Source organism: Candidatus Krumholzibacteriia bacterium (assembly GCA_035649275.1).
Taxonomy (GTDB): Bacteria; Krumholzibacteriota; Krumholzibacteriia.
This window is the reverse complement of sequence record DASRJW010000141.1, coordinates 27525-49779: the sequence shown is the minus strand read 5'-3', so window position 1 is coordinate 49779 and position 22255 is coordinate 27525. Positions and strand designations below refer to the sequence as shown.

Sequence of the window (22255 nt, the reverse complement as noted above, 5' to 3'; positions counted from 1 at the left end):
ATCGGTCACCTCGAGAAGCGCTCCAGCGAATTCGGAGCGCGCCACCTATGACCCTGAGCGCCCTTCCAACCCTCGGCTCCTCGGCCCACGCTTGCCGTGGAGCTTCCCTTTAGACGCACCATCGCAGCACCAGCGCGGCGACGAGAGGGACACTCAGATTGTCGTCCACCGGCAGCGGCAAGGCCTCCACCACCGTCGCCGCCCCGGCCGCCGCCGCGAGCGCCAGGGGCTCGGACGGCAGGAAAAAGGCGCCGGCGAGCATGCAGCCCGCGAAGCAGGCGGCGCTGCCCTCCAGGCTCTTGCTGCCGTAGCGCTTCCGCCCGAAGCGCCTGCCCACCACGGCCGCCGCCGCATCGCCCACGATCGGCATGGCCAGCGCCGCGGCGGCGAGGCGTTCCGGCCCACACCAGGCGAGGAAGCAAGCCACCAGCGTCCAGTAGTGCGCGCTGGTGAGACCGAGTTTCTCTCCGGGCCGCAGAGAACCGTCGAGCCGCGGCTGCAACCAGCGGCCGAGTGGTTTCCAGCGCAACCGGAGGAGATCCACTCCCAACAGAAAGAAGAATGCAATGAGTAGGCCACGGAGGCGCCATGCTTCCGGCGCCACCACGATCCAGACCGGAAGCACGAGCATGGAAAGATGGATGGCCTTGCGCCAGCCCTCGTACCGTAGCGCCTTGAGGTGACTCACGGAGAAGCTCCCACCACGCGTGGGAAGGAAAGCGGCGGCCCGAGCTTCCGCACCGTGAGGTACGACCTCGACGAGTACGTCGGTGTGGCCTCCACACGCAGGCGCAGCGGCTCGGAAGGTGGCGCCAGCCGAAAACGGACTGGCATCGTCACCGGGCCGACGTTTTGCCACCGCGGTGTCTGCAGCAGCACCACCCGATTCTCGCTCGCGTCCACCAGCTCGAGTTGGACCCGGGCATACTCGGTCAGGAAGAAGCGCACCTCCCCGGTCCAGGTGCTGTCGGCGCCGCCGGCGAGGTCCGCGAGCTGGGGGGTGAAGACATCGGTCCCGGTCCAGAGGTACTGGGCGCCGGCGCGCTCGGCGACGAAGAGCTGGCCGAAGCGGCGGTAGAGTCCGAGGCCCCGCGGCTCGTCGAACTCGTAATCGTGCTTGCCCGGACGGCCGATGCTGAGCAGCGGGTGCAGCTTGCGGTCGAACTTGTGCAGCCTCCCACTGCGGTCGCTGCAGTAGACGTTGGCGTGATAGTCGATGGCGACCCAGTCGAAGCGCCGGGCCTGCGGGCCGAGCTCGTTGCTTCGGCAGAGGGCGAGGACGCGGCCATCGTGGGAGAGCTGCAACAGCCGGGTGTGGCCCGAGTCCACCACGGCGACGAAATCTTCACCGAAGAAATTGAAGTCGGCGCGGGCGCGGATCGCCGCCACCGCGGTGGGCTCGCGCAGCACCGGACGCCCATCCTGCGTCGGAGCGAGGAGACGGCGCAGGTTGCCCTCGGGGTCCAGCACCAGGATCCGGTGGTTCTCGGGATCGCAGACGTAGATCTCGCCGGCCTCGAGGGCGACGCCGCGGGGCCGGACGAGGCGGGCGCCGGCGAAGTCGCCCTGGATGAAGCGCCGGTGTTCGAGGCGATCGTCGGCGTACCACAGGACGTGGAGGCGATCGTTGCCGGTGTCGGCGACGACGACGAGGCCGCTCCGGTCGGCGGCGATTCCCGTCGGCCGGCGGAACTGTCCCGGTCCCCGCCCCGAGGTGCCGTAGAAGGCGATGGCGGTGAGAGAAGTGTTGTAGATGATCTGATCCTGGCCGGAATTGACCCCGAACACGGTGAGCTCGTCGTCGTCCTTCGCGGTGGTCGTGTCGTCCTCGGCGCGCATCTTCACCGCTGCCACACCCTGGGGGTCGTCGAACTTGGCGCGGAAGCCGGCGCGCATGGTGAGGTGCATCTGCGTCACCCGGTGCAGGCCATAGCAGTGCCCCCAGGGTGGGTAGATCAGAGTGGTGGGTGGTGCTTCGGCGCCGGCCGCAGTGCTCCAGGCGACGAGGAAGACCACGGCGAGCCGCGGCGGGCGTGGTGCCCGCTCACGGCAAATCGTAGACACGCCTGTAGGTCTCGGCGCCGCCGAGAACCCGATCGAGGTAGTTCCGGGTTTCGAGATATTCCGCCACATCGAGGTAGAGCTCGGGGGGCTCCTCGGGTTGCAACCGGCGCCGCCATTTTTCCGCCGGATCGCTGCCGGCATTGTAGGCCGCCAGCGCCTGCGGCAGGCTGCCCTGGGCGCGGCGCAGCTCTTCGGCGAAGAGCTGGCAGCCGAGCTCGAGGTTGAGGTCCGTGGCGTAGAGGCGCTCTGGCGGGAGGTTCCCCTCGCCGCGCTGCGAGGCGAGACGCACCCCCACGGCGGGCATGATCTGCATGAGACCACGGGCGCCGGCGCGGGAGTCGGCGCGGGGATCGAAGGCGCTTTCCTGCCGGATGACGCCGAGCACCACGGCATGGGAAACGCCGTGCTCGCGGGTCGCGGCGGCGAGGGTGACGGATAGCGGCGCCGGATGGCGCAGCACTTCGATGGCCGCGGCGCTTTCGGGCCGCTGCACGAGGAGGCTCAACATGAAGGAGAGGCGTACCAAGCGATCGTGTACGCCGCGAACGTAGGTCGTGGCGAGAAGCTCCAGGAGCGCGCCGGGATCGACGGCGAAGCGCTGCTCCAGGCGTCGCGTCTCCCAGGACGCCTCGTTCGCCAGGCCGTAGTCGAGGCAGAAGTGCCAGAGTGTGGCCTCGGCCTCGAACGACGCCGAGGCCGCCGGCACCCCGGTCCGATGCAACGACTCGATGGCCGCCAGGTAGCGCGCGTGGTTGCGGCCGGCGAGCTCCAGGCCGTCGATCTGCTGCGGGCTCTCCGTACTCCCCGCCGCGTCGCGCCATGACGGCGCCGTGTCGGTCGGCGCGGCGTCGAGGGCGGAGTCGGCCCGAGCGGCGAGCACGGCGTAGTAAGAATCACGGTGATCGCGCTGCAAGCGGGCCCGGAGCACCCGCGCTGCTTCGACATCGCCCCGTCGTTCGAGGATCCACGATCTCCAGTACAACGAACGCGGCACCAGCGGCGAGCCGGGATGCTGGGTCTCCATGGCGCCGAAAAGCTCCTGTGCACTGGTCAGATTGCCGCTCCGCAAGGCACAGAGGGCTTCGCGGAAAGCGGCATCGTCGCCGAGAGAACTCTGGGGAAACTGCTGCTCCACGGTCGCATAGGTCCGCATGGCGGCGGCGTAGTCGTTGCCGATCTCCTGCCTCCAGCCCACCTCGTAGAGCGCGGCGTCGGCGTTCGGATCGGAGGGGAAACGCCGCGCCAGTTCGCTGTAGCTCGCCATGATGCCGGCTTCGTCGCCGAGGGCGCGACAAGCGCGGCCGCGGCAGCGCAACATCTCGGGTTCCGACGGCGTGCCGCGGATGCGCTCGGCATGCGCCGAGAGCACGGCGAGACAATCGTTGGCGCGACCCTGCCGGCGCCAGCTCTCCGCCACCGCCACCCACGCCTCGCCCTCTTGCAAGGCCGTCAAGCGGCCGCTCGCGGCGAGCGCTTGCAGGCGCTGGCGCGCCTGGGCCGCCCGTTGACTGCGGTCTTCGTAGCGCGCCAGCAGCAGCTCCGTTTCCACGTCCGGCGGCGATGCACCGCGCGCTATCGCGACCTGAAGCGCGGCGTAGGCGGACTCAGCCGGTGCGGGCCTGGCGGCGAGGAGATCGAGAAGCCAGCGCCGCCCTTGCTCCGTGTCGCCACCCCGCCAGACTTCCCGCGCCAGCTGCAGCAGCAAGAGACCGGTGCGGTCGTCGCTGCGCGCATCTTCCCCGAGGCGCGGTGCGAGGAGGCGCAGGCGCTCGATGTCGCCGAGAGCGAAACATGCCTGACCCTCGATGAGGCGGAGACGGCGCTGCATCTCTTGCGGCAGCGGCATGGCGTTCGCGGCGAGCGCGGCGCGCCGCGCTTCTTCCCAGCGCCCGAGCCTTTGACAGGCATCGGCGCGCTGCATCTCGGCAAAGCCGGCGAGACCGGCAGGCACGGTGGCGGCCTCCAGGTGCGCCAGCGCCGCCGAGGGCTGATCGAGACGGAGAGCCACGGCGGCGGCGAGGACGGCCCGTGTTCCCGGCTCGAGTCGCTTGCCCTCGCGCTGCAGGATGTCCCAGGCGGCGGCGTAATCCCGGCGCCGCACGAGCAGGCGCAGCGTCCGCTGCAGGTTCGCGAGCGTCGAGTCCGCTGCACCCACGGCCGCGCGTTGCTGCCAGGCCCAGGCCATTTCCAGCTCACCCTGGGCTTCGAGGACGCTCACGAGGTCCGTCGCCTGCGGTGGAGCGGCGGCGCTCCCGGCGCCGAGGAAGAGCACGAGGGCTGCGAGCACGATGTGCTTGCCGGGCATGACTCCTCGTTTCGTGGTGGAATGAGGCTCGGCGCTGTCCGCCTTCAACGTAGAACCAGGAGCCTCGTCGTCGCCTTCCGCTCCCCCCACTCCAGGCGTGCCCAGTATACCCCGGAAGGCACGGGATGGCCCGCACGATCCGTACCATCCCAGGTGAAGCGAGCGCTCTGCGCTGGCACCGGCGCATGCTCCAGCACCTGGACGAGACGGCCGCGGGCGTCGAAGAGCAGGAGGTGTGTCGGGAGCGCCGCCTCGCCCCGCGAGGCGTCGATGCGGAAAGAGACGCGCGTCGGGAATCGCGCCGGGTTGGGCTCCGCCAGGAGCTGGAGGTCCGTCGAGGCGGGCTCGGGCGCCGCCAGATGGACCTCGACGCGGGCGATCTCCCAGCCGGCGGCGGCGATGGAATCGTCGCTCGCGAAACGGAAGCGGATCCTGGCGCTGCCGCTTGAGTTGCCGCAGGGAAAGACGTCCCAGCGCCGTGGGGCGCTGCCGCCGAACACACCGGCCCGAGCCAGCTGCGGCACGCTCTCCGGGAAGAGACGGCGCGGATAACCGCCCCGTGGTTCCAGCGCTTCCCAAGCGCCTCCGTGCCGCGAGATCTCCACACGCCCGCCGTCATGAGCCCAGCCGGCGTCGAGATCCTGAGTGCTGTACGAGTGCAAAAGGTGTAGCTCGCTTCCCGCTTGCAAGGTGAAGTGCGGCGAGACGAGGGCGACGTCCGTGGCGTTGGGATAGCGGCCGCTGCTCGCGTTCCGGTAGACCTGCGCCAGGTCGCCGGGGCTGTCTTGCAAGATCCAAGTCCCCTGCCCTTGCAACACCTCGACCTCCCACGGCGCTTCGGTCGGCGGGCAGTCACGGGTGAAGCGCGAGGGCACGGCTTGCAGGCAGGCGAGAAAGCCGCGCGCGGTTCCGAGGGCGACGGTGCGGGAAAGCGTCTGCTGCGCTCCGGAGGCATCCTGCGCCTCACCGTGCAGCACGAGAGCCGGATCCGCGAGCGTCGCCGCGGGGCGCAACACGAAAGTCGCGGTCGCCGCTTCGCCCTTGCCGAGGGCGGCGAAGGTGGCGCGATCGACGCTCCAGGTGGCGTTCGCTACCGGCTCGGTGCGCCACACCTGCAGGACGTTGGTGGCGGCGAGCCCGAGGTTCTCGAGCTCGATTTCGAGCTCCAGTTCCTCCCCGGCTTCGGGGACGCCGTCGCCATCGCCGCTCCGCTCGCGCAACACCTCGTTTTGGACCTGGAAGAAAGCACGGTTCTCGACCCGCAGATCGAAGTGCATCGCCGCCGTGGGGGGGGAGATGTTGCTGATCTCGATCTGCGTCTCGCTGCCGTCGGAGCCGAGCGTTCCCGGCGTCGTGTCGGCGGCGATGCGGCAGCACTCGCTCCCCGTCCCGGGGTAGGGATCGCCCGCATCGCCCGCATTCGCGAAGCCCTCCAGATCTTCCCTGCCGTCCGCTTGCAACAGCCGCACCCGCGGCTTCTCCGGGTCGTCATTCGTCGCCCGCGTCAGGTCGACGTGGTAGACGAGCATGCCGCCGCCGGGGAGAGCGGCGTCGAGTCCGGCAGGCCGGCGGTTCTCGAGGACGAAGTACTCCATCTCCGGCAGGCCGTGGGTCCATACCTTATAGAGAGTCGGCGCCGCGACGTCGGTCGCCGCGGAGAGCTCGAGGCCCGTGGCGTTGGCCGGTGGCACGATAGGGTCGACGAAGCCGAGCTCGATCTTGCTCGGGCCGTCGAAGTCGCCGGGTTGCTCGCCGTCCCCGAGCCAGGCGCCGGTGCCCATCAGGCTCCAATCCCCGAGACCGCCCGGCGCGTCCCGAGACACGGCGCTCCGGTTGTAGAGATCCGGGAGACCGAGGAGATGGCCGAACTCGTGGACCCTGACCCCGAGGGGCGAGGTGGCGGCGACGAGGCTGTAGACCCAGACGTAGACGCCATCGGCGGTTTGCACCGTCTGCTGGGTGAACCAGGTGTGCGAGAGCAGGTCGTCGGGATCACCGCTCGTTTCGGAGCTGCCACCGGCATGGACGACGATGAGCGCGTCCACCATGCCATCGTCGTCGCCGCTCGCCGGCACTCCATCGGGGCCATCGTTGTCGAAGCCCGCGAAGTTCAGCTGCCCATCCGCAGCCCGAACGGCGTCCTCCACCAGGGCACGAGCATTGTGCGGCCCCGTGCCGCCGATGCCGTGCCTACCGTCGGCGTAGAAGGCCTGCGTGTGGGGCAGTTGTTGCCAAGCCGTGGTCTCACCCGCCGGCGAGTAGCGTCCGTGCGAGGCGCGCTGGTAGTAGTCGCGAAGACTGGGTGGGTCACCGAAGAAGGCGCTCGCGAGTGCCTCCGGAGTCTGGTTGGCGGCGTGCGGCCGATCGCTGCACTCGGCGAGGAGGACGAGGATCGGAGCCGGCGGGCGTGCCGAGCGTGGTGCCGGCCGGTCGAGACCAGCCGCCACTGCCTGTGACAGGTCCCGGACCAGGGCATGGGCGGCCTTCTCGTTCCTCCCCAAGGCCGGATGCGGCGGCACCGCCACGGCGGGGCGTGGGCCCAGGACAGCAAGGGGGACGACGAGGGCGAGGAGAAGTGGACGCATGGCCTCCGGCGGGTGGGCTGGCGCGGCCGCGGACCGCGCCCCCGACCCTCTATAAAGAAGGCCGGGTGCGGCAGAAGTCAACCACACGGCGCGGGGGCGGGAGCTTGGCAACGGCGGCCGCGTTCAGGAAGCCAGCCTCTGAGCCGTTGCACTCGGGTGTTGCTCGGGAGATGGTAACGGACACGGGATGAGAATCCGGCCGGCCTCACCGAGCTGAAGGGGCATGCAAGGTTCCCTGAAAGCCAACGTCAAGGCATCGTTCAGCGTCTCCTCGAGGCTGCGGCGGCTTCGCTCGACCGCGCGTCGCCCGGGAAGTTCACGCTCATGCTTCGGCCCGCTGCCCGGCCCCATCGTTCCAGCGAGGCACCCGGTGGGTGGAAGGTAACCTTTGCAGAACTTCGCCCGTCCAAGCTGTGGGAGGTTTGGTTCGTTCACCGGCCCGAAGCGTCGGGATCGCGAGGCAACCCATGTCGACCTGCTTCCGCCGGACTGCAGGTGCCGTATTCGCCGCAATGCTACTCCTGCTCGAAGTCTCGCCGCCTGAAGTCGCCGCTCAGTTCGCCTGGCCGAGCCCGACCGAGCGGGTGCGTGGTTGGCAGGAAGATCTCGACTCGACGTTGACCGCGTTTCTCGCTCGCGATCGGAGCTTCAGGGGAGACGCACGCTCCCTCTTCGAGCACGACATTCCCCGGCTTCGCGATTCCGTCGCCACTCTGAGTGACGAGCAGATCATCGTCCGGCTCGCCACGGCGGTCGCGCGGGCCCACAATGCGCATACGCGGCTCTATCTCCTCCGCAATCGGACCGTTCTCCGTCGTTATCCGCTCAGGGTCTGGTGGTTCGGCAACGATCTTTGCGTCGTTCGCGCCCATCCCGAGCACGCCGACCTGTTGGGGGGCCGGATCCTCGCCATCGCTGGGCGCCCGGTGGCGGAGGTGGCCGAGAGGGTCGCGCCCTTGTATGCGGCGAATCGATCCTGGGAGCGATACATGAGCTCCTACCTATTGATGAGCCCGGAGATTCTCAGGGGCGTCGGCGTGCTCTCGACGGACGCGCTGGAGCTGACGGTGGAGACGCCTGAGCACGTCCGGCGCTCCGTGCGGCTCGATCCCCTGCTGCTGGAACGCTCGGACAAGCCCTTCGAGGCCTGGTGGGATCTCGCTTCCACCCATCCAGGTCGTCAGGGACCCTGGGTTTCGGCGCTGCTCGCAGAGGCCGAGCGCCTGCCTCTCTATCTCCGAAATCTGGCGCGGCATTATTGGATGGACCGGATCGCGAGTTCACAAGTCCTCTACGTCCAGTACAACCGGTCCCAGGACGAACCCGAAGGCGAGACCGTGCAGGCGTTCGGGAACCGGGTTCTCCAGGAGCTGCAGCGCGACCCGCCTCGAAAGCTGGTGATCGACCTACGCTTCAACACCGGCGGCAATCTCGAACTGGCCGATTCCCTGTTCCGCGGGATCGCGGCGCTGCCCTTGGCTCAGGAACGTGGACGAATGTTCGTGATCACCGGTCGCGCCACCTTCTCGGCGGGGATCACGGCTGCTGCGACGCTCCGCCAGCTGACGCGCGCCGTGTTCGTGGGCGAGCCGGTGGGCGATGCTCTCGACATGTGGTCCGAGGGCGGGAACATCCTGCTTCCGAACACGAAACTCACCCTGCACTACACGGACGGCTTCCACTCTTACTCGCGGCGCGAGTTCCCCGAGTTTCGGCCCTACCGCTATCCCGACCTCAGTGTGGACGATGTCGGACCGGACATTCCGGTGGAAACGACGCTGGCGCAGTACCTCGCAGGGAAGGACCCCGCGATGGAGGCCGTCCTCGGGTTTCGGCCCTGAGACGGGGCCTGTCGCCCATGATGCCGCATCGAGTTCCTCGCCGGCGGGCCACCATGCATTGTCCTCCGGGCGGCGATCCGCTATTCTCCGGCCCCCATGACTGACGCCGCGTTCAAGATCGGACTCGTCCAGATGCGCTGTACGAGCGACGCGGCCCGCAACCTGGCGGTCGCCGACGCGATGATTCGCCAGGCCGCCAAGGACGGCGCCAGCGTCGTCTGCCTCCCTGAGCTCTTTCGCAGCCTGTACTTCTGCCAGAGCGAGGACCATTCGAATTTCGCCCTGGCCGAGCCGGTGCCGGGACCAACTACGGAAGCCCTGGGCACCTTGGCCAAGGAGCTCGGCATCGCCATCGTCGGCTCCGTCTTCGAGCGCCGCGCCGCCGGTGTCTACCACAACACCGCCGTCGTCCTGGACGCCGACGGATCGCTCGCCGGGATCTATCGGAAGATGCACATCCCCGACGATCCCCTTTACTTCGAGAAGTTCTACTTCACGCCCGGAGACCTTGGCTTCCGTGCCTTCGACACCCGCTACGGCCGCGTCGGGACGCTGGTGTGCTGGGACCAGTGGTACCCGGAGGCGGCGCGCCTGACCGCGCTCCAGGGCGCGCTCGTTCTCGCCTATCCCACCGCGATCGGCTGGCACCCGAGCGAGAAGAAGGAATGGGGCGAGTCGCAGCTCGACGCTTGGCAGACCACCCAGCGCGCCCACGCCATCGCCAACGGTGTCTATGTCGCCGCCGTCAACCGCGTGGGCCACGAAGGGCCGGAGGGCGGGGGCATCGAATTCTGGGGGGCCTCGTTCGTCTGCGACCCATACGGACGCATCGTCCAGCAGGCATCGCACGACCGCGAGGCGGTCGTCCTCGCCGACGTCGACCCGAAACTCCTCGAGACCGCCCGCCAGCACTGGCCGTTCCTCCGGGATCGCCGCATCGACGCGTACGCACCCATCGTGGAACGAGTCCTGGAGAAGCGGTGACGAAGGCCCTCGTGCCCGCCACCCCGCGCCGTGAACCGCTCTCCCCTGCTGCTCAGGGCACCACCATGCCTGCGGAGTGGTCCGAGCACCGCGCCACCTGGATCGCCTGGCCGCATCAGAAGTCCGACTGGCCCGGGAAGTTCGAGCCCATCCCTTGGGTGTACGGCGAGATCGTGCGGCTTCTGTCGCGACACGAGCGCGTGTGCATCCTCGTCCGCGACGCAGCCATCCGCGCCCAAGCTCGCGCTGTCCTCGCGAAGGTCGGAGTCCATTCGAAGCGCGTCGATTTCTATCGGGTCCCGACCGACCGTTCTTGGACGCGGGACTCGGGTCCAACGTTCGTCCGGCGCGCCGACGGGAGCAAGCTGGCAGTTCACTGGCGCTTCAACGGCTGGGCCAAGTACGCCAACCACAAGCGCGACGCGAAAGTCGCGGCGGAGATCGCCAAAGCTCTGCGCTTGCCCTTGCACCGCCCCTTCGCGGAGGGGAAGCCGGTGGTGATGGAAGGAGGCGCGATCGACGTCGACGGCGAGGGGACGCTGCTCGCGACCGAAGAGTGCCTGCTGAGCCGCGTGCAGGCGCGGAACCCGGGACTCGGCCGCGCCGGCATCGAGGCGGTCTTCGCCGCGACGCTCGGCGTCCAGCGTGTCGTCTGGCTGGGCCGGGGCATCGCCGGCGACGACACGCACGGCCATGTGGACGACGTGGCGCGCTTCGTGGCTCCCAGCCGCGTCGTTCTCTGCCAGGAGAAGAACCGCAAGGATTCCAACTACGCGCTGCTCCAGGAGAATCGGGAGCGCCTCCAGTCGGCCCGCGACGCCGCCGGCCGCAAGCTCGAGGTGATCCCGCTCCCGATGCCGACACCGATGGGCTTCGCCGGCAGGCGCGTGCCGGCGAGCTACGCGAACTTCTACCTGGCCAACGGTACGGTGCTCGTCCCCACCTTCAACGACCCCGCGGACCGCACGGCGCTGGGGCTTCTCGCGGAGCTCTTCCCGGAGCGCGAGGTCGTGGGGATTCACTGCGTGGACTTGGCCTGGGGACTCGGAACCCTCCACTGCGCGACGCAGCAGGAGCCGGCGTAGCGTCGGCATCTTGCCGAGAAGAGGGATGAAGCTAGTCGGCCCGCTTGCGGCGCGTTCGCCGGGGCTTCGGCTGGCCCTTGCCCTGGAGATTGAGCGCCACTGCAGCCCGGATGAGAGCCTTCAAGGCCGCCTGATCGAGCTTGTCGCCTTCGTGGATGTCGATGGCGCGCCTGACATTCCCGTCGAGGCTGGAGTTGAACAGACCTGCAGGGTCCTTCAACGCAGCTCCCTTGGCAAAGGTCATCTTGACGATGTTCTTGTAGGTCTCTCCCGTGCAGACGATGCCACCGTGGGACCAGACGGGAGTCCCCCACTTCCACTCTTCGACGATCTCAGGGTCTGCTTCGTGCATGATCTCGCGCACTTTCGCGAGCGTCTTGCCGCGCCAGTCCCGAAGTTCCTGGATCTTCTCGTCGATCAATGCAGAGGCAGGTTCCACCGGGATGGGCCTTTTCATGGTCAGCTCCTATTCTTGCACGTAGGTTACGTCAAATCCCGGTGCACCGGCAGCGCGCGGCGGTGCCAGATGAAGTACGAAAGCCCCCAGAGCACGCCGGCGGCCGCCGCCCAGCCCCACGCCTGCGGGCCATCCCCCACCGAGAGGTGGGCGATGAGCGCCGAAGTGAGGTCGATGGCGAAGCCGGCGTAGACCCACTCCTTGAGCCGCGCCGGCACCGGCGCCAGCAGCAGCACCACGCCGAGGAGCTTGGCCCATGAGAGCTCCACCCGGAAGTAGTCGGGGAAGCCGAGGTGGGTGAATGCCTCCGCCACCTGCGGCAGGCGCAGTTGCGCGTAGGCGGTGAAGCTCATTTGCAGGCAGAAGAGCGCGGTGGCGATCCAATAGACGATCTTGGCTTGCGGGGCGGTCTTGGCGACGACGAGGGCCGGCTTCTGCAGGGTCGCTTCCATGGGATGCATCCTTTCACGCTTCAAGGCTTCGGGGCGTTGGGCGGCCCACCGTGGGCCTCCACGCGGAACTGCTTGGCGTACTCGGCGTTCAATCGCTGCCAGCCGCGGAAATTCATGACCTCGGGGCCGACGATGCGTCCCATCGGCTCACCCGCGAGGAGCCGCTCGAGGACGTCGAAGCAGATGTGCCAGCCCGCGGCGCCCCACGAGATGAAGCGGCGATCGATGCTGTGCCAGAGCGTGAGGCGCGTGCCGCTGCCGAGCGGTTCGAGCTCCCAACGGAGGTCGCTGCCACCCCAGCTGTACTCGAGCAGCCTCGGCGCCTCGGCCCGCTTCACGGTGGTCAGAGAGACCTGCGGCGTCGGCGTCCCGACGGTCGAGAGCGTCACCGGCCCCACAGCGGCCAGGTTCCGATCGGCGTCGAACGGCGCCCATTCGGACAGGTGCGCAGGATCGGTCAGCGCCTGCCACACCATCGCCGGCGGATGACGGAGCTCGCGGACGAGAAGGAGCGTCCATTTCTCGCCTTCCTTGAGGATCTGCGCCCCGCTTGCCGGACCCGGTGTGTACTGCTCACGATCGGTCAACGGGTTCTCCTCTCACGCCAGCGGCCTGAGCGCGTACCGCCCGTAGGCCACGAAGGCCGCCATCAGCCCCATCATGGCGCTCCAGACCAGCGGGTTGGCAGCGGTCAGCTGGCGCGAATACCGCGCGTACACCACGGCGAGGGCCAGGGTTTCCAGCGCCAGCGCCGTGGCGGCGAGCGGGGTCAGGAGCGGCATCCACTTCGCAGCGGCCGGGACGATCAGCAGGATCCCGCAGAACATCTCGAATACGCCGAGCGCGCGCCATCCGCCGTGCGAGAGCGCGCGCATCTGGTTGGCGAGCTCGTCGAACTTGAACGCTTTGTATGCTCCCCCCGACAGGCAGAGCAAGGCGAGCGCGAGCTGCAGGACCCACAACAGGATGTTCATCGGTCCGTCTCCTTTGCCGTCCGCACCTTGGCACGCGGCGGACTTTTCCGGGTTGCACGAATGAGAGCTTGTTCCAAGACCCGTGTGAGCGGGGACCATGAGGAGGGGTTCACCGCCTGCTTCTCCGTTTCGTTGGTGTGGATCGATCCATGCGGTCGAGGTGGCGTTCGAGCGCATCCACGTGGGCCGCCCAGAAGCGCCGGAACGGCGCGAGCCAGGCATCGACCTCCATGAGCGGCTCGGGCAGGAGCCGATAGACGCGCCGCTGGGCTTCGACGCGCGACTCCACGAAGCCGGCCTCGCGCAGCACGCGGAGGTGCTTGGACACCGAAGTTTGAGGCATCCGCAGCCGGCGCTCGATCTCGCCGACGGAGCGCTCCGAGGACGCCAGCAGGCTGAGGATGGCCCGGCGGTTCGGCTCCGCGATGGTGGCGAATGATGACTCCATGGCCGCAAACATACTCCTATGGTCATATGCCTGTCAAGTCATATGACTGAGCAGCGGCGCCGATGCGGAGCCCCCTCGAGCCTGCCTCGAGGACGCCTGTCCCCTACTCCCACTCGATCGTGCTCGGCGGCTTCGAGCTGATGTCGTAGACCACGCGGTTGACGCCGCGCACCTGGTTGGTGATCGCGCCTGCGACCTGCGCCAGGAGCTCCGCGGGCAGGCGGGTCCAGTCGGCGGTCATGCCGTCCAGGCTGTCGACGGCGCGCAGCGCCACGACGTTCTCATAGGTACGGCCGTCGCCCATGACGCCGACACTCTGCACCGGCAAGAGCACGGCGAAAGCCTGCCAGGTACGCTCGTACCAGCCGCTTTCTTGCAAGGCGTGGAGAAAGATCGCGTCGCACTGGCGCAGGATCTCCAGCCGCTCGCGCGTCACCGGTCCCAGGATGCGGACTGCGAGCCCTGGCCCCGGGAAGGGATGGCGCCCCAGGATTCCGGCCGCGATGCCGAGCTCGGCGCCGAGCCGGCGCACCTCGTCCTTGAAGAGATCGCGTAAAGGCTCGAGGAGGGTGAAGGGCATGTCCGCCGGGAGCCCGCCGACGTTGTGATGCGTCTTGATCGTGGTGGAGTGCCCGCCGGGAACGCCGCTCTCGATGACGTCGGGGTAGAGCGTGCCCTGGGCGAGGAACTGGAGCGGCGGCAGCTCGCGGACGGCGGCCTCGAAGGCGCGGACGAAGGTGTGGCCGATGCGGCGCCTTTTCTCCTCGGGGTCTTCGACCCCCGCCAGTGTCTCCAGGAAGGCGTCGCCGGCATCGACGACGCGGAGCGCGATGCCGAGCCTCTCGTAGCGCTGGCGCACTTCGTCTGCTTCGCCGGAGCGAAGCAGGCCGCTATCGACGAAGAGCGTTTCCACCTGGCCCGGAAGCGAGCGGTGCAGGAGGACGGCGAGGACGGTGCTGTCGACGCCGCCGGAGACGGCGGCTAGAACACGCTCCGTACCCACCCGCTCGCGAATGTCCTGCTGCAGATCGGCGGCCAGGTTCTCCGGTGTCCAATCACCGCGGCAGCCGCAGAGGCGAAGGACGAAGTTGGCGAGCACCTGCTCGCCCCGGGGCGTGTGCGCCACTTCGGGATGGAACTGCAAGCCGTAAAGCTGGCGCGCCGGATCTTGAATCGCGGCGTGGACGCAGCCCTCGGTCCTCCCGATCACGGTGAAACCAGGCGGCAGGGCACGCACGGCGTCGCCGTGGTTCATCCACACGGTTTCTTGCGCGGCAAGGCCGGCGAAGAGCGCTGTTTCCTCGTGCCCCATCGTCGCCGGGCCGAACTCGCGCACCGTCGCCGCCTCCACGCTCCCGCCCAGATGCTGCGCCAGGAGCTGCATCCCGTAGCAGATGCCGAGAACGGGGACGCCGAGTTCGAGGAGGCGCGGATCGAAACGCGGCGCCCGCGCCATATAGGTGCTCGCGGGGCCGCCGGAGAGGATGAGGCCTTTGGGAGCGAGGTCGCGCACACGCGCCACCCGCGTCTCCCCCGGCAAGACCTGGGAGTGCACGCGCAGGCCCCGCACGCGCCGTGCGATGAGCTGGGTGGTCTGGGCACCGAAGTCCAAGACCACGATGGTTTCGTGTGCGGCCATGGGAGTGCCTACTTAGGCGCCATCCTTCCGCGGGCGCGCAGAGACTCGTGGGCTCAGTGCCGGAAGTGCCGGCGGCGCGCGAGGAGCATGCAGATCCCCAGGCGGTCGGCGACCGAGAGGACCTCGGCATCGCGCTTCGAACCGCCGGGCTGCACGATGACCCGGACACCCGCTTCGGCCAGGCGCTCGACACCGTCGGGGAACGGGAAGAAGGCGTCGGAAGCGGCGATGCTCCCGCTCAGGTCGTGCCCCGCGTGCCGCGCCTTGCTCACTGCGAGATCGCAGCTGTCCACGCGGCTCATCTGGCCGGCGCCGATGCCGAGGGTGCGGCGCTCGCGGCCGACGACGATGGCGTTGGAGCGCACGTGCTTCGCCACGATCCAGAGAAAGGTGGCGTCCTCGCGCTCCGAGGGCGTCGGTTGCGCCCGCGTCGCGACCTCCATCTCCCCCAGCTCGTCGAAGCCGTGGTCGCGGTCCTGCACCAGCAAGGCCCCATGGAGCTCCCGCGCCACCAGCGGCCCCAGATTCCAGGGTTCGCGCCGCACCGCGAGGAGGCGCAAGCGCTTCTTCGCCTGCAGGATCTCCAGTGCCACGGGCGCGAAGCTGGGGGCGCACACCACCTCGAAAAAGTGGCTCGCCAGCGCCGACGCCGTCTCCGCGTCGACGCTGGTGTTGAAGCCCACCACGCCGCCGAAGGCCGACACCGGGTCGCACTCCAGCGCGGCGGTGAAGGCGGCGCTCGCCGTCGCCCCCTGGGCGGCACCACAAGGAGTGTTGTGCTTCACGATGGCGCATGCCGGCCGCTCGCCCAGGTCGAAGACCAAGTCGAGTGCCCCATCGGCATCCATATAGTTGTTGTAGGAGAGCGCATCCCCGCCACGCTGCTTGGCCGCACCCAATCCCCAAGGCGGTTGCTCGAGCCAGAGCTTGGCCTGCTGGTGCGGATTCTCCCCATAGCGCAGTGCCTCCCCCGGTGCGTACCGGCGACCTTGCAGCTCCGGTGCGGCCGGTCCGCTGCCGGCAAGGAAGTGCGTCGCGATGGCTCGATCGTAGTCGGCGACGCGAGCGAAGGCGCGCGTGGCCAGCCCGCGCCGGAAGTCCAGGTCCACCGCGTCCCGGGCGAAGGCGGCGAGGAAGTCCGGATAGTCCAGCGGCGAGGTGAGAACGGCGACGCTGGCGAAGTTTTTGGCGGCGGCCCGCACCAGGGTCGGTCCGCCGATGTCGATGGCCTCGATGGGCAGCGCTTCGCTCTTGGCGGCGGCCTCGAAAGCGTAGAAGTTGACCACCACCAAGTCCACCGGGACGAGCCCGTTCTTCTCGAGATCCTGGCGGTGCGCCGGGTTCTGCTTGTCGGCGAGCACTCCCGCCAAGATGCCGGGGTGCAGCGTCTTCACCCGGCCGTCGAGCATCTCCGGAAAGTGGGTCAGCTCCTCGACGCCCGTCGTCTCCACACCGGCGTTTTGCAGATGCTGCGCCGTCCCTCCCGAGGCGAAGAGCTGCACGTCCCGGCCCACGAGGGCGCGCGCCAGCTCCACGAGTCCGCTCTTGTCGGTGACCGAGAGGACGGCACGCCGGATGCGGAAGGCGCTCATGGCGCCACCGCCGCCGGCAGCGACGCCAGCACTCGAGGGAAGAGCCGGCGCAAAGCCTCGACGTAACGCTCCTGGGTCCGCTGCACGATGGCCGCCGGCAGCCGCGGCGGCGGCGGCGAGTGGTCCCAACCGCTCGCATCCAGCCAGTCGCGCAGGAACTGCTTGTCGAAGCTCTGTTGCGCGCGGCCCACGGCGTAATCTTCGGCCGGCCAGAAGCGCGACGAATCGGGCGACAAGGCCTCGTCGATGAGAATGAGTCGTCCCTCCACGTAGCCGAACTCGAACTTCGTGTCCGCCAGCAGGATGCCGCGCTCTCGGGCATAGTCGGCAGCGCGCTGGTAGATCTCGATCGAGGCGCGCTCGAGCGCCGCCGCCGTCTCCTTCCCCACCAGGCCTTCCAGCTCGGCATGGTCGATGTTGCGATCGTGGCCGCTCTCCGCCTTCGTGGAAGGCGTGAACAGAGGTTTGGGGAGACGCTCGGATTCCCTCAGTCCCTGGGGCAGGGAAAGTCCACAGATGCGGCCGCTCTCCTGGTAGTCGCGCCAGCCGCTGCCGGCGAGATAGCCGCGCACGATGCACTCCGCGTCGACACGGCGCGCCTTGCGCACCAGCATGCTGCGCCCGGCCAGTTCCTCGTGGTCGCAGAACGGCGCGGGGAACTCGGACACGTCCGCCGTCAGCAGGTGGTTCTCGCGCACGTCCCGCAACAGATCGAACCAGGCCAGGCTCATCTGGGTGAGGAGCATGCCCTTGCCCGGGATGGGGTCGTCGAAGACGACGTCGTAGGCGGAGATGCGGTCCGAGGCGACGAGCAGCAAGCGGTCGCCGAGATCGAAGAGGTCGCGCACCTTGCCCGCGGACGTGGGCCGCAAGCCGAGGTCGCGGGTGCTCATCAGGGCTTTCAGGATCGTTCCTCCCGGCTGCGGCCGCTGCTACCGAGGCTCGGCTCGCGGATGAACACGCGCCGGTCCCGCACCTGCAGACGGCCTTCGGCCCACAGGCGGACGGCGTACGGATAGAGACGATGCTCTTGCTCCAGGATGCGGGCCGCCAGCGTTTCCGGCGTGTCGTCTTCGTGCACCGGCACGGTGGCCTGCGCCACGATGGGACCCGTATCGACACCGGCGTCGACGAAGTGCACGCTGCACCCCGCCACCTTGACGCCATGCTCCAGCGCTCGAGCCTGCGCTTCGAGGCCCGGGAAGCTCGGCAACAGCGACGGATGGATGTTGAGGATGGCGCCCGGGTAGGCTTCGAGGAGCGGTGTCCCGAGCAGCCGCATGAAGCCTGCGAGGCAGACGAGATCGACACGCTGCGCGCGCAGGAAGGCGACGATCTCCGCCTCGGCTACCGCCGTCATGCGACCGCGACGCGGCCCGGCATCGACGGCGAGGGCGGGGAGCCCGAAGCGCGCCGCCAGCTGCAGCGCCGGCGCGGTGCGGTGGTCGCTCGCGACGGCGACGAGACGCGCTCCGAGCGTGCCGGCTTGCTCGGCACGCCACAACGCTTCGAGATTCGAACCGCGGCCGGACGCCAGAACGCCGACCCGGACCTCGCGCTCCACGGGTCCTCCTGCGCCGTCGGGGAAAGAAAAAAGCGGCGCGACGCGACGGGCTTGACGAGGCCGGATTCTAGGGTGCACTCGCGGAGGCGTCAATCGCAGCCGGGCGCGCGTCCGGTCGTTCGAGCCAGAGCGTTTTCCCGCGCAACAGGAGCCGGATGGCGCCACCACGATCGGTGCGCAGCACGCGGCAGTCCCGCGCTTCCAGGGCTGCGAGTGTGGCCGTTGCAGGATGACCGTAGCGGTTGCTCTCCCCCACGCTCACCAACGCCACCTCGGCATCGATCGCCTCGAGGAACGCCGGCGTCGAGCTGGTGCGACTCCCGTGGTGCCCAGCCTTCAGCACCAGGAAATCAGCCGCCTCGCCGGTGAGAGCCGGAGCCGCACGCTGGAGGAGCAGCGCCTCGCCGTCGGCTTCGAGGTCGCCCATGGCGAGGAGCTGGGGCAATGCGGCCCCGCGCGCCCAGAGAACGAGCGATTGCCCGTTGGCGCCGGAGCGCAGGGAATCCACCGCCGGCGGCCACAACACCTGCGCCTCGTAACGGGGGCCGAGGGTGATGTGGGAGCCCGCGTGCAGCAGCCGCACCGGTGTGCCGTGGGCGCGAAGTGGCGCATAAGTCGGGTCCTCCGCGGACGCCTGCGCCAGGTACAGCGTGTCGACGGGGAACCCTGCGAGGACGCTCGCGGCGCCGCCGCAGTGATCCCGGTGCGGATGGGTGAGGAACAGGCCGCGCAAGCGGCGAAGGCCGAGCCGGCGCAGGTGCGGCAGGATCACGCGCTCACCCTGGTCGACGGGACGCGCGTCCCCTGCATCCACGAGCCAGGCGTCCTTCCCGAGGCTCAAGAGCAAGGCGTCGCCTTGACCGACGTCGAGGGCTTCGAGTCGCCAGGCGGGTGCAGGGGGTCGTGCGGAAACGAAGGCGAGGGCAGCGAAGGCGAAGGCCGCACCGCTCTGGGAGAACACGCCGGCGCGCCAGCGGCCCTTCCCCACCTGCACACCGGCGGCCAAGGTGGCGATGGTTGCGAGCGTGGCGAGAACGAGCGCGACGGGTTGCGTGGGCAGGAACCAACGCGGATCGCCGGCCCGCATGACCACGTCGGCGAGCGCCAACGTGACATGCAGCAAGGCACCGGCGAGAAGCCAGAGCGGTCGCGCCAAGCTCGGTGCCACGAGGGCGAGCGGCGCTCCGGCGAGGCCGAGGACGAGAGCAGCGTTGGCGAGCGGGACGAGGGCCAAGTCGGCGAGAGGTGCAGCCCGCGACAGGTAGCCGAAGCGGGCGTAGACGATGGGCAGCGTCGCCAGTTGGGCGGCGAGACCGAGACCGATGCTAGTGAGGCAGAAAGCGGCCACCTTGCCGCCGCGCCGGGCGGCGAGGCGACGCCCGAGGGCTTGCAGCGGCGCCGCCCAGACGAGGATGCCGAGGGTGGCGGCGCAGGAGAGTTGAAAACCGAGGTCGTGGCGGAGCGCCGGGACGGAAGCGAGAAGCGTCACGCTGGCGAGACCGAGAGCCCCGATGCCGTGCACCGGACGCCCGAGATGGAGCGCCACAGCCGCCCAGGCCGCCATGACCGCAGCGCGGAGGACCGAAGGCGCGAGACCCGCGAGGGCGGTGTAGAGAGCGAGTCCCCCGAGCAGGGCACACAGTCCCCGTCGCCGGCGGGGCGTGCCGGTGATGGCGAGGAGCGCGGTGGCGACGAGGCTCACGTGCATCCCGCTCACGGCGAGCACGTGGGTCATGCCGAGACCGCGCCAGGTCTCCTGCACCGCTGGGTCGATGGAATCGTCGATGCCGAGCACGAGCGCGGTAAGGATGCTGGCCTCGTCCCGGGCGAGCGTGGAGGCGAGTTCTGTTGCGAGTGTGGTGCGCACCGGTTCCACCAGGTCGCGTTGCCAGGCTCGTCCTCCGTGGCCCGGGAGCACGACGATGCGCTTCGCCTCGAGCACGGCAGCTGCTGCGTGCGCCGCCAGGAAATGGCGTTCGTCGAAAGCATGGAAATTCCGCGGCCCCCGGCCCGGTCGCAGAGGGCCCTGCACACGGAGCCTGCGGCCGAAGCCGGGGAGAGCTGAACGCGAGCGGAGCTGCACGCGCTCTCCGCTACGGAAGTGCGCTGCGCCTGTCGCTGGGGAACCGTGCACCCGCTCGAGCACGAACCAGGCGCTCGCGCCGCGGCGGCCCGGTTCGGGACGGCTGGCGATCCAGCCCTCGGCGACGACGTCTTCGGTCTGGCTCGCAGCAGCGCGCCCCTCCCCGTGCCGGACGAGGAAGCCGAAACCAACGGCCAGGACGCAGGCAGGAATCCAACCGCAGGCGAGGCGCAAGCGGCGGCCGCGCCTGCTCGAGAGGGCAGCCAGCACCAGGAGCGCCGCGGCCACGAGTTGCCACGCGGCGGCGGGCGGGAGCGCCAGAGCCCCGGCCGCGTACGCTGCGACGAGGCGGAACCACATTCTTGGCGGAGGTTTCGGGGGGGGATCCGCGGGGACGCGACCGCGCCGGAAGGCGACGCGGCGCCCGGCCAAGATCAAAAGGCGACGCGGTTCTTCCCTTGCTCCTTCGCTCGGTAGAGCGCGTTGTCGGCATGGCGGAAGAGGCCGGTCGCGGTGCGCGCGTCGTCAGGATAGATGGCGCCACCCAAGCTCACGGTGACACGCAGCGGCGCCGGGGCGCCCTCCGCCTCGAAGCGGCGCTCGCTGACCACGGCGCGCAGGCGCTCCGCAGTCCGCCGCGTTTCTTCCCCGTCCGCCCCGGGCAGGAGGAGAACGAACTCCTCGCCGCCGTAGCGGAAGAGGAGATCGATCTTGCGCATGCGCTCCCGCACTTCTTGCGCCACGGCGGCGAGCACTTGATCTCCGGCCCGGTGGCCGTGCCGGTCGTTGACGCTCTTGAAGTCGTCCACATCCATGACGAGGAGACCGAACTTGCCGCTGGTGCGGTGCGCCCGCTCCATTTCCAGGCTCAGCTGCCGGTCGTAGAAGACGCGGTTGTACACGCCGGTCAACGGATCGACGAAGACGAGCTTCTCCAAGGTTTGCTGATTCTGGATGGCGAGCTCGGCGAGACGCGCCACGTGCTGGAGGAGCGGTGCCGCTTGCCGCGTCGTCTGCCAGCGGCCGCGGGGCCACAGAATCTCGAGGAGTCCCCAGGCGGTCTCCCCCACCCGGAGTGGCGCCACGGCGGCGAGAGTGCCCTGTGCCGGGTCCTCCCCAGCGGGGGCCGTGGTGGCGAATTGCAGGTCTCCTCGCCGGAGCGCCGCCTCGTAATGTGGGGTGTTTTCCACTTCGTTCCGGGTGAGAAGGCGCACGGGACCGTTCCCGAGCTCCTCCGTCGTCGCTCCCTCCAGGTGCAGAATGGCCACCTGTGCACCCGGAAAGAGCCCCTCGATGCGCGTGAGCAGGTGCCGGAGCCTTTCGGCCAGGCTGGTGAGGCGGGCCTCGATGCCGGCGAGGCCAAGGATCCCCTCGAGGCGGGCCAAGGTGTCGGCTTCGGTGCGGGTTGGAGCCATCGCATCCTGCAGCGGTGCCCCTTGCGGCGCGAGGGAAGCAGAGGGTGTGGACGGGCGGCCCGCTTCGCTCTCAGGGGCCAATAAATCCTCGATGGCGAGCGATTCGGCCGCTTCGGGCTGCTGTGCGGCGCTTCCCGGGACGTCCTCGTCGTGGACCATGGCTCCGGGCCCCGCCTTTTTCTCCTCAACGATCGGTTGGGGACCCGAGGGGTCTTGCGCTAGAGTCTTAGAGGTCGGGCGCGAAGCTTGCTGCTCCGCCCGCGGGTGACGTGTGAGGTGGATCCGATCCCCTGTGGTGGTGGAGGCAAAAACGCGCGTCCCCTGGTCCGCCGAGGGCCGCTCCACGTAGAGGCCCTGGCGGGAGAGATCGAGGAGCGCATCCACGCAAGCCGCGTACACCTGAGCCCGATCGCCGCGGCGGAGCGACGTATCCAGCGCCGCGTTGCAGGTTGCGGTCAAAAGGTGACGGGGTAGCAAACGCTCGACGAGAAACTCTGGATCGCGTCGGCGCAGCATCGTCAAGGCAGGGATCCTCGCAGGCATCGCACTCCCTGGCGCGCGGGCAGCGGCTGTCGCAAAGGAAAGGGTGGTCGTGAGGTGCGTGCGTACAGCCGGCCTTCACCAATCTTCGAAGTGATTCTAGCAACCTCGCCTGGCAAAGCCAATTGCGTGCCCGTGCAGGCTGGCGGCCGCGGCGCCTCCAGCGCCTCCCCGGCCCGCTCCGCGTGGGGTGGGCTGGGGGGCCGTGCTATGGCCTTAGGGGTCTT

Annotated in this window: 18 protein-coding genes; 3 read left to right on the top strand and 15 right to left on the bottom strand. The window is 69.2% G+C overall.

Annotation, left to right across the window (positions count from 1 at the left end):
• Nucleotides 1–109: 109 nt before the first annotated feature.
• Genes VFE28_15865 through VFE28_15850 form a run of 4 tightly spaced genes read right to left on the bottom strand, consistent with a single transcriptional unit; the run spans nucleotide 110 to nucleotide 6954 of the window.
• A complete protein-coding gene (locus VFE28_15865) occupies nucleotides 110–688 on the bottom strand; it encodes an SEC59/DGK1/VTE5 family protein (GenBank protein HZM17471.1) in 579 nt (192 codons plus the stop codon).
• Nucleotides 685–2064, bottom strand: coding sequence for an NHL repeat-containing protein (locus tag VFE28_15860; GenBank protein HZM17470.1), 1380 nt, complete (start codon nucleotides 2062–2064; stop codon nucleotides 685–687). The genes VFE28_15865 and VFE28_15860 overlap by 4 nt, the downstream gene beginning before the upstream one ends.
• Nucleotides 2045–4369 carry a transglycosylase SLT domain-containing protein gene (locus VFE28_15855; protein ID HZM17469.1) on the bottom strand — a complete coding sequence of 775 codons (2325 nt, stop codon included), beginning with the start codon at nucleotides 4367–4369 and terminating at the stop codon, nucleotides 2045–2047. The genes VFE28_15860 and VFE28_15855 overlap by 20 nt, the downstream gene beginning before the upstream one ends.
• Before the next feature lie 44 nt (nucleotides 4370–4413).
• The gene (locus VFE28_15850; GenBank protein ID HZM17468.1) at nucleotides 4414–6954 is read right to left on the bottom strand and encodes a M6 family metalloprotease domain-containing protein; all 2541 of its coding nucleotides are present in this window, start codon (nucleotides 6952–6954) and stop codon (nucleotides 4414–4416) included.
• Nucleotides 6955–7421: 467 nt separating this feature from the next.
• Here VFE28_15850 and VFE28_15845 point away from each other — a divergent pair, with 467 nt between their 5' ends.
• The 3 genes from VFE28_15845 to VFE28_15835 all read left to right on the top strand — a co-directional run bounded on the left by VFE28_15845 (nucleotide 7422) and on the right by VFE28_15835 (nucleotide 10864).
• On the top strand, nucleotides 7422–8795 hold the full coding sequence (locus VFE28_15845) for a hypothetical protein (protein ID HZM17467.1): 1374 nt from the start codon (nucleotides 7422–7424) through the stop codon (nucleotides 8793–8795).
• A 96-nt stretch (nucleotides 8796–8891) separates the two neighbouring features.
• Nucleotides 8892–9779 (top strand): carbon-nitrogen hydrolase, encoded by an 888-nt coding sequence (locus VFE28_15840; GenBank protein ID HZM17466.1) that lies wholly within the window; start codon nucleotides 8892–8894, stop codon nucleotides 9777–9779.
• Entirely contained in the window at nucleotides 9776–10864 is a 1089-nt protein-coding gene (locus tag VFE28_15835; protein HZM17465.1) for an agmatine deiminase family protein, read from the top strand. The genes VFE28_15840 and VFE28_15835 overlap by 4 nt, the downstream gene beginning before the upstream one ends.
• 31 nt (nucleotides 10865–10895) lie before the next feature.
• Here the strand turns inward: VFE28_15835 and VFE28_15830 are convergent, their stop codons facing one another.
• From VFE28_15830 to VFE28_15780, 11 genes are all read right to left on the bottom strand, one after another.
• Nucleotides 10896–11321 (bottom strand): DUF1801 domain-containing protein, encoded by a 426-nt coding sequence (locus tag VFE28_15830; protein ID HZM17464.1) that lies wholly within the window; start codon nucleotides 11319–11321, stop codon nucleotides 10896–10898.
• Nucleotides 11322–11347: 26 nt separating this feature from the next.
• Nucleotides 11348–11773 (bottom strand): DoxX family protein, encoded by a 426-nt coding sequence (locus tag VFE28_15825; GenBank protein HZM17463.1) that lies wholly within the window; start codon nucleotides 11771–11773, stop codon nucleotides 11348–11350.
• 20 nt (nucleotides 11774–11793) lie between these two features.
• Nucleotides 11794–12360 (bottom strand): SRPBCC family protein, encoded by a 567-nt coding sequence (locus VFE28_15820; protein ID HZM17462.1) that lies wholly within the window; start codon nucleotides 12358–12360, stop codon nucleotides 11794–11796.
• Between the two features lie 12 nt (nucleotides 12361–12372).
• Nucleotides 12373–12747, bottom strand: a complete 375-nt coding sequence (locus VFE28_15815; protein ID HZM17461.1) for a DoxX family protein — start codon at nucleotides 12745–12747, stop codon at nucleotides 12373–12375.
• A gap of 109 nt (nucleotides 12748–12856) precedes the next feature.
• Nucleotides 12857–13195 (bottom strand): metalloregulator ArsR/SmtB family transcription factor, encoded by a 339-nt coding sequence (locus tag VFE28_15810; GenBank protein HZM17460.1) that lies wholly within the window; start codon nucleotides 13193–13195, stop codon nucleotides 12857–12859.
• Nucleotides 13196–13298: 103 nt separating this feature from the next.
• Nucleotides 13299–14834 (bottom strand): glutamine-hydrolyzing GMP synthase, encoded by a 1536-nt coding sequence (guaA, locus tag VFE28_15805; GenBank protein HZM17459.1) that lies wholly within the window; start codon nucleotides 14832–14834, stop codon nucleotides 13299–13301.
• Between the two features lie 53 nt (nucleotides 14835–14887).
• Nucleotides 14888–16426 carry a bifunctional phosphoribosylaminoimidazolecarboxamide formyltransferase/IMP cyclohydrolase gene (purH, locus tag VFE28_15800; protein ID HZM17458.1) on the bottom strand — a complete coding sequence of 513 codons (1539 nt, stop codon included), beginning with the start codon at nucleotides 16424–16426 and terminating at the stop codon, nucleotides 14888–14890.
• Nucleotides 16423–17319 carry a phosphoribosylaminoimidazolesuccinocarboxamide synthase gene (locus tag VFE28_15795; protein ID HZM17457.1) on the bottom strand — a complete coding sequence of 299 codons (897 nt, stop codon included), beginning with the start codon at nucleotides 17317–17319 and terminating at the stop codon, nucleotides 16423–16425. Before VFE28_15795 ends, purH begins: the two co-directional genes overlap by 4 nt.
• An 8-nt stretch (nucleotides 17320–17327) precedes the next feature.
• Nucleotides 17328–17990: a phosphoribosylglycinamide formyltransferase gene (purN, locus tag VFE28_15790; protein HZM17456.1), complete on the bottom strand. Its 663-nt coding sequence runs from the start codon at nucleotides 17988–17990 to the stop codon at nucleotides 17328–17330.
• 67 nt (nucleotides 17991–18057) lie between these two features.
• A complete protein-coding gene (locus VFE28_15785; protein HZM17455.1) occupies nucleotides 18058–20433 on the bottom strand; it encodes a DNA internalization-related competence protein ComEC/Rec2 in 2376 nt (791 codons plus the stop codon).
• A gap of 74 nt (nucleotides 20434–20507) precedes the next feature.
• Nucleotides 20508–22004, bottom strand: a complete 1497-nt coding sequence (locus VFE28_15780) for a diguanylate cyclase (protein ID HZM17454.1) — start codon at nucleotides 22002–22004, stop codon at nucleotides 20508–20510.
• Between the last annotated feature and the right edge of the window lie 251 nt (nucleotides 22005–22255).

What these genes read in the sequence shown, in the direction of transcription:
- VFE28_15855 (HZM17469.1), bottom strand. Translation starts at nt 4,369, where the DNA reads ATGCCCGGCAAGCACATCGTGCTCGCAGCCCTCGTGCTCTTCCTCGGC.
- VFE28_15850 (HZM17468.1), bottom strand. Translation starts at nt 6,954, where the DNA reads ATGCGTCCACTTCTCCTCGCCCTCGTCGTCCCCCTTGCTGTCCTGGGC.
- VFE28_15845 (HZM17467.1), top strand. Translation starts at nt 7,422, where the DNA reads ATGTCGACCTGCTTCCGCCGGACTGCAGGTGCCGTATTCGCCGCAATG.
- VFE28_15840 (HZM17466.1), top strand. Translation starts at nt 8,892, where the DNA reads ATGACTGACGCCGCGTTCAAGATCGGACTCGTCCAGATGCGCTGTACG.
- VFE28_15830 (HZM17464.1), bottom strand. Translation starts at nt 11,321, where the DNA reads ATGAAAAGGCCCATCCCGGTGGAACCTGCCTCTGCATTGATCGACGAG.
- VFE28_15825 (HZM17463.1), bottom strand. Translation starts at nt 11,773, where the DNA reads ATGGAAGCGACCCTGCAGAAGCCGGCCCTCGTCGTCGCCAAGACCGCC.
- VFE28_15815 (HZM17461.1), bottom strand. Translation starts at nt 12,747, where the DNA reads ATGAACATCCTGTTGTGGGTCCTGCAGCTCGCGCTCGCCTTGCTCTGC.
- VFE28_15810 (HZM17460.1), bottom strand. Translation starts at nt 13,195, where the DNA reads ATGGAGTCATCATTCGCCACCATCGCGGAGCCGAACCGCCGGGCCATC.
- guaA (HZM17459.1), bottom strand. Translation starts at nt 14,834, where the DNA reads ATGGCCGCACACGAAACCATCGTGGTCTTGGACTTCGGTGCCCAGACC.
- purH (HZM17458.1), bottom strand. Translation starts at nt 16,426, where the DNA reads ATGAGCGCCTTCCGCATCCGGCGTGCCGTCCTCTCGGTCACCGACAAG.
- VFE28_15795 (HZM17457.1), bottom strand. Translation starts at nt 17,319, where the DNA reads ATGAGCACCCGCGACCTCGGCTTGCGGCCCACGTCCGCGGGCAAGGTG.
- VFE28_15785 (HZM17455.1), bottom strand. Translation starts at nt 20,433, where the DNA reads ATGTGGTTCCGCCTCGTCGCAGCGTACGCGGCCGGGGCTCTGGCGCTC.
- VFE28_15780 (HZM17454.1), bottom strand. Translation starts at nt 22,004, where the DNA reads ATGCTGCGCCGACGCGATCCAGAGTTTCTCGTCGAGCGTTTGCTACCC.